We start from the raw sequence: 210 nt of genomic DNA on the forward strand, positions 1-210 counted from the left end.
GATCAAGTTCGAGTTCGACACCGTGGACAAGCTGGATGTGGCGCACCGCTAAGGCGCGCCCCTCCCACCAACGCCTGAGAAAGGACTGACACCATGAGTGAAATGCAAGATTACGGCTCGCGTATCTCGGACCCGAACAGCCGCAAGATGGGCACCTTCTCCTATCTGCCCCAGCTCAATGATGACGAGCTGCGCAAGCAGGTGGAATAC

Origin of the sequence: Thioclava sp. UBA3469 (assembly GCF_002378135.1) — a bacterium.
Taxonomy (GTDB): domain Bacteria; phylum Pseudomonadota; class Alphaproteobacteria; order Rhodobacterales; family Rhodobacteraceae; genus Thioclava; species Thioclava sediminum.